This is a genomic window from Sphingomonas sp. CCH9-E2 (assembly GCF_001557215.1).
In the GTDB taxonomy this organism is placed as follows: domain Bacteria; phylum Pseudomonadota; class Alphaproteobacteria; order Sphingomonadales; family Sphingomonadaceae; genus Sphingomonas.
On sequence record NZ_LSJM01000235.1, the window covers coordinates 1 to 5068 of the forward strand.

General features: G+C 69.0%; 7 protein-coding genes. 3 read left to right on the forward strand and 4 right to left on the reverse strand.

Going from position 1 to position 5068, the window contains the following annotated elements:
* Window positions 1-93: 93 nt before the first annotated feature.
* On the reverse strand, window positions 94-681 hold the full coding sequence (gene ccmA / locus AX681_RS11070; protein WP_066660345.1) for a heme ABC exporter ATP-binding protein CcmA: 588 nt from the start codon (window positions 679-681) through the stop codon (window positions 94-96).
* Window positions 678-1088 carry a metallopeptidase family protein gene (locus tag AX681_RS11075; protein ID WP_066660337.1) on the reverse strand — a complete coding sequence of 137 codons (411 nt, stop codon included), beginning with the start codon at window positions 1086-1088 and terminating at the stop codon, window positions 678-680. The genes ccmA and AX681_RS11075 overlap by 4 nt, the downstream gene beginning before the upstream one ends.
* A gap of 38 nt (window positions 1089-1126) precedes the next feature.
* On the opposite strand from AX681_RS11075, the gene AX681_RS11080 reads away from it, so the two are divergent.
* Window positions 1127-1417 carry a 4a-hydroxytetrahydrobiopterin dehydratase gene (locus AX681_RS11080; protein ID WP_066660334.1) on the forward strand — a complete coding sequence of 97 codons (291 nt, stop codon included), beginning with the start codon at window positions 1127-1129 and terminating at the stop codon, window positions 1415-1417.
* On the opposite strand, the gene AX681_RS11085 is transcribed toward AX681_RS11080, so the two are convergent.
* Together AX681_RS11085 and AX681_RS11090 are read right to left on the reverse strand one after the other, a co-directional pair.
* Complete coding sequence (locus AX681_RS11085; protein WP_066682244.1) at window positions 1414-2940, reverse strand: ABC transporter permease/substrate-binding protein; 1527 nt, start codon at window positions 2938-2940, stop codon at window positions 1414-1416. The two genes, AX681_RS11080 and AX681_RS11085, sit on opposite strands and share 4 nt — an antisense overlap.
* On the reverse strand, window positions 2937-3704 hold the full coding sequence (locus tag AX681_RS11090) for an ATP-binding cassette domain-containing protein (protein WP_066665172.1): 768 nt from the start codon (window positions 3702-3704) through the stop codon (window positions 2937-2939). Before AX681_RS11090 ends, AX681_RS11085 begins: the two co-directional genes overlap by 4 nt.
* Before the next feature lie 55 nt (window positions 3705-3759).
* Between AX681_RS11090 and AX681_RS11095 the strand changes: the two genes are divergently transcribed.
* Window positions 3760-4530 carry an SDR family oxidoreductase gene (locus AX681_RS11095; RefSeq protein ID WP_066665170.1) on the forward strand — a complete coding sequence of 257 codons (771 nt, stop codon included), beginning with the start codon at window positions 3760-3762 and terminating at the stop codon, window positions 4528-4530.
* Window positions 4527-5068, forward strand: a 542-nt coding sequence (locus AX681_RS11100) for a hypothetical protein (protein ID WP_066682246.1), incomplete at its 3' end; no start/stop codon positions are given. The genes AX681_RS11095 and AX681_RS11100, both read left to right, overlap by 4 nt.

Here is a 5068-nt window from a genome sequence, read left to right on the forward strand (position 1 = left end):
CTCACCCTTCCGGCGCTACGCGCCTCCCTCCCTCTCCCATTGGGAGAGGGAAGGGCCCGCGAGCGTAGCGAGTGGGAAGGGTCAGGGTGATCGTCATTGAGGCAGCGCCCCGATCACGATCTCGCCCGCGCCCTGCATCCGGATCGGCAGATGCGTCGCCACAACCGCGATCCCGCCCGCCGCGCGGTGTGCCGCAATCAGCCCGCCCAGCACCCCGATCGCGCCATGGTCGAGCCCGTTCGCCGGCTCGTCGAGCAGCCAGATCGGTGCCCCGCTCGCCACCACCCGCGCAATCCCGACGCGCTTGCGTTGCCCGGTCGACAGCATCCGCACCGGCACGGGGTAGAGGTGCAGCAGTCCGACCGCCTCCAGCGCCCCCTCAACGGCATCGCGCCGCCCATCCAACCCGGCCCAGAAGCGCAGCGTCTCACCCACCGGCAATTCCGGGTCCAGCCCCGCCGCCTCGGCCAGCAGCGCCTTTTCGCCCGCCACCGAAACCCGCCCCGCGCTCGCCTTGAGCAACCCTGCGATGATCCGGATCAAACTCGACTTGCCCGCTCCGTTCGGCCCGGTCACCAGCACCGCGCCACCCGGCTCAAGGTTCAGATCGAGTCCCTCGAACAGCATCCGCCCGCCGCGCGCACACGCCACGCCCTCCAGCCGGATGCTGCAATCGCTCACGCGACGCTGTCTTCCAGCGCGTGCATATCCGCGTCCGACAGCCCGAAATGATGCCCCACCTCATGCACAACGACATGCGTGACCAGCGCCTCCAGGCTCACGCCCGTCTCGACCCATTCGGCGAGCAGCGGGACGCGGTAGAGGTGGATCGTGTCGGGCTGCGCGATCTCGCCGATCGCGAATCCCTCTTTCTCGCCCACGGGCCGCCCCGAATAGAGGCCGGTCAGCTCGAACGGATCCTCCATCCCCATCTCGCGCAGCGTCTCGTCATCGGCAAAGTCTTCGACGATCAGCACGATGTCGGGCAGATGGCTGGCGAACGGTTCTGGAATCCGCGCCAGCGCCGCGCGCGCGAGCGCTTCCATCTGTTCGGCACTCGGTGCAAAGGTCTCGGTCACAGCGGTCATGGCCCCGGCTATGCCGCACGCAGCTCCGGAGGGGAAGAATGGTCGAACAACTGAGCCAGGCGGAACGCGACGACGCGCTCGAAGGGCTGCCCGAATGGGATCACGACACCGGCCGCGACGCGATCACGCGCAGCTTCACCTTCGACGATTTCAGCCAGGCCTTCGCGTTCATGACGCAGGTCGCGCTGCTCGCCGAAAAGGCCGACCACCACCCCGAATGGTCGAACGTGTGGAACCGCGTGGACATCCTGCTGACCACCCACGACGCCGGCGGCCTGTCGGGCCGCGATATCGACATGGCCCGCGCGATCGACGCGCTGGTCGACTAAAGCCCGACCTTCGCGGCCAGCCACCGCGCCGCTTCGTCCGGCGTGCGCTTGTCCACGTCCCTGTCGACCATCAGATTCGCCTCGCGCATCGCCTCCACCGGGATCTTGCCGATCAGAGGGCGCAGCGCCGCCTGGAACCGCGCATCCTGCGCGCGGTCCGGCGCGATCATCAGGATGGCGTCATAGCCGGGGATCGCGCCCTTGGGGTCGGTCAGCACCACCAGCCGGTCCGCCGCGATCCGTCCATCCGAAGAAAAGGCCGGGATCACGTCCGCGCTCCCGCTCGCCAGTGCGCGGTACATGAAGGTCGGCTGATAGGGTCGCGCCGACTTGAAGCGCAGGCCATAGGCATCGCGCACCGCTCGCCACTCCGGGCGCTCGAGAAACTCGACATCGGTCGCCAGGTCGAGCTGCGGCGCCTGCGCTGCCAGATCGGCCAGCGACGCAATCCCGCGCCGCTGCGCATCCTCGCCGCGCATGGCAAAGGCATAGGCGTTCTCGAACCCCAGCGACCCCAGCATCGTCACGCCATGGGTGCGGCTCACCCACGCCCCGACCGCCGCGACGATTGCCTCGCGCGGCGGCACGTCGCTGCGCTGCATCTGGTTGGTCCAGATCGTGCCCGAATAATCGACCGACACATCGATATCGCCGGCGGTCAGCGCCCCGAACGCCACCGCCGAGCCCAGCCCCTCGCGATATTCGACGCGATAGCCGGCCGCCTCCAGCCGCTGGCCGATCAGCCGGGCGAGGATGAACTGCTCCGAAAAGCCCTTGGCGCCCACCACCACCGTCTGTCCGCCCACCACCGGGGCCAGCGCAAAGGCGGCGGCACAGATCGCGGCGAGCAACGTCCCCGCGCTCATCCGCACCAGCATCGGCTTGCGCGCGCGGATTCCGCCTTCGGTGACGCTCAGGATCAGGTCGACCCCCAGCGCCAGCCCCGCCGCGCCGATGCACCCGGCCAGCACCAGCGCCCAATTCTGCGTCTGCAATCCGGCAAAGATCAGGTCGCCCAGGCTCGGCTGCCCCACGGTGGTGGACAGGGTCGCCGCACCGATGGTCCACACCGCCGCCGTACGGATGCCCGCCATCACTACCGGCGCGGCGATCGGTGCCTCGACCAGCCGCAATTTCTGCCACGCGGTCATGCCCACGCCGTCCGCCGCTTCGCGCAACGCCGGATCGAGCGTCACCAGCGCGGTCGTTGCATTCCGCAACACCGGCAGGATCGCATAGAGCGTCAGCGCGAGCAGCGCGGGGAGGAAGCCGAGCGCTGGCACCCACGCCCCGACCAGTCCGCGCAACGCCAGCAGCATTGGATAAAACAAGGCGAGCAGCGCCAGCGACGGGATCGTCTGGATCAGGCTTGCCGCGCCCAGCACGATCCGTCCCAACATCGCGTTGCGCGCCGCCGCCACCGCCAGCGGCAGGCTGATGACAAGGCCAAGCGCCATCGCCGCCATGGCCAGCAGCAAATGGCTCGCCATCAATTCGGGCACGCGGGCAAAGGCGGTGCTCATCCCTTCAGCGCCTCCAGCGCATCGGCCTGGCGCATCGGCACGGCGATCAGCGCCTGCGCCTCCGGCCCGCCTTCGCCCCGTGCGAGTGCCGCCGGGGTCGCGTCGGCGACGATCCGCCCGCCCTGCATCACCAGCACGCGATCGGCGAGCAGCAGCGCCTCGGCCATGTCATGCGTCACCATCACCGTGGTCAACGCGAGCCGGTCGTGCAGCGCGCGCACCGCCCGGCCCAATTCGTCGCGGGTGACCGGATCGAGCGCGCCGAACGGTTCGTCCATCAACAGGCACCCCGGCGCCGTCGCCAGCGCCCGCGCCACCCCGACCCGCTGGCGCTGCCCGCCCGACAGCTGATCCGGCATCCGCGCCGCGACATCGCCCGGCAGATCGACCAGCGTCAGCAGCTCCGCGACTCGCGCGCCCGTGTCCCGCTGGCCCGCGATGCGCAGGCCGATCGCGATGTTTTCGGCGACGCTCATGTGCGGAAACAGTCCAACGGACTGAAATACATATCCGATTCGGCGGCGAAGCAGATGCGGTGCTGCGCCATCGACCGGCGCGTCATCGATCGTCACGCTGCCCCGGTCGGGCGCGATGAGCCGGTTTATCGTCTTGAGAAGCGTGGATTTTCCGGATCCGGACTGCCCGACCAGCGCGACGAAACTGCCCGCCGCGATGGTCAGCGACACGCCATCGAGCGCGATCGTCGCGCCAAATGCCTTGGAAACGTCGCTCAGGGCGATGGCGGGGCCGGTTTGTGCTGGCATCGCAGCGCATTGTGAGGAATGATCCACTCTAGGTCAAAACATACAGGAGGGGGCCATGCAGGCGATCTTCATCACCGGGGGCGGCTCGGGGATCGGTCGCGCGGTCGCGTGCTACTTTTCCGCGCGCGGCTGGCGCGTCGGGCTTGCCGATATCAGCGAAACGGGGATGGCCGAAACCGCCGCATTGCTCGGCGACGCGCCGGTCTCGACGCATATGCTCGACGTGCGCGACCGCGCGGCCTGGGACGTCGCGCTGGCGGAGTTTGCTGCGGTCGCCGGGCGGATCGACGTGCTGTTCAACAATGCCGGAATCGGCGTCGGCGGCGTGTTCGCCGACACGCCGGTCGAGGAGCTGCAGCGCTGCGTCGACATCAATCTGATGGGCGTGGTGTGGGGCGCGCATGCCGGGCATCGCTACCTCAAGGTGTCGGGCGGCTGCCTGCTTAACACCGCGTCGGCGGCGGGCATCTATGGCACGGGCGGGGTCGCGATCTATTCGGCGACCAAATTCGCGGTGCGCGGCTTTACCGAATCGCTCGACGCCGAATGGGTCGCCGACGGCATTCGCGTCCGCGCGCTGCTGCCCAGCTTCATCGACACCGCGATCCTCGACGGGCTGCCCGTGGGCAGCAATTCGACGATGCGCGAACGCGTGAAGGCGGCGCGGCTGGAGTTCACGCCGGTCGAAGAGGCCGCCCGGCTCGCCTGGGAAGCCGTGCATGGCGATCAGCTCCATACCCTGGTCGGCAAGACCGCGCGCCGCATGTGGTTCGCGTCGCGCTTCATGCGCGGGTCGATGCGCAAACAGGCGCGCGGGGGCAAGTGAAGGCCGCCCTCCTCGCCACCGCCGGGCTCGCGCTGACCGGCTGCGCGGGGCAGGGCAGGGCATCCGACCCGCAGGATCGCTTCATGCAGGCGGTCGCCGCGCAGTGCGGCAAGGCCTATGCCGGGCGCGTCGTCACCACCGATGCGGCGGATGCGAGCTTTGCCGGCAAGCCGCTGGTGATGCACGTCGCCGCATGCGAGCCGGACCGCATCCGCATCCCCTTCCATGTCGGGGACGATCGCTCGCGCACCTGGGTGCTCACCCGCACCGCGACCGGAATACGCCTGAAGCACGACCATCGGCATCAGGATGGCACCAGCGACGTCCTCACCATGTACGGCGGCGACACTGCCACCCCCGGCACGGAGGAGCGGCAGGACTTCCCGGTCGACTCCGAGTCGATCGCGCTGTTCCGCGCCAATGATCGCGCGGTGTCGGTCACCAATGTCTGGGCGGTGGAAGTGACGCCGACGCGCTTCGCCTATGAACTCCGCCGTCCCAATCGTCATTTCCGGGTCGAGTTCGACCTGACCCAGCC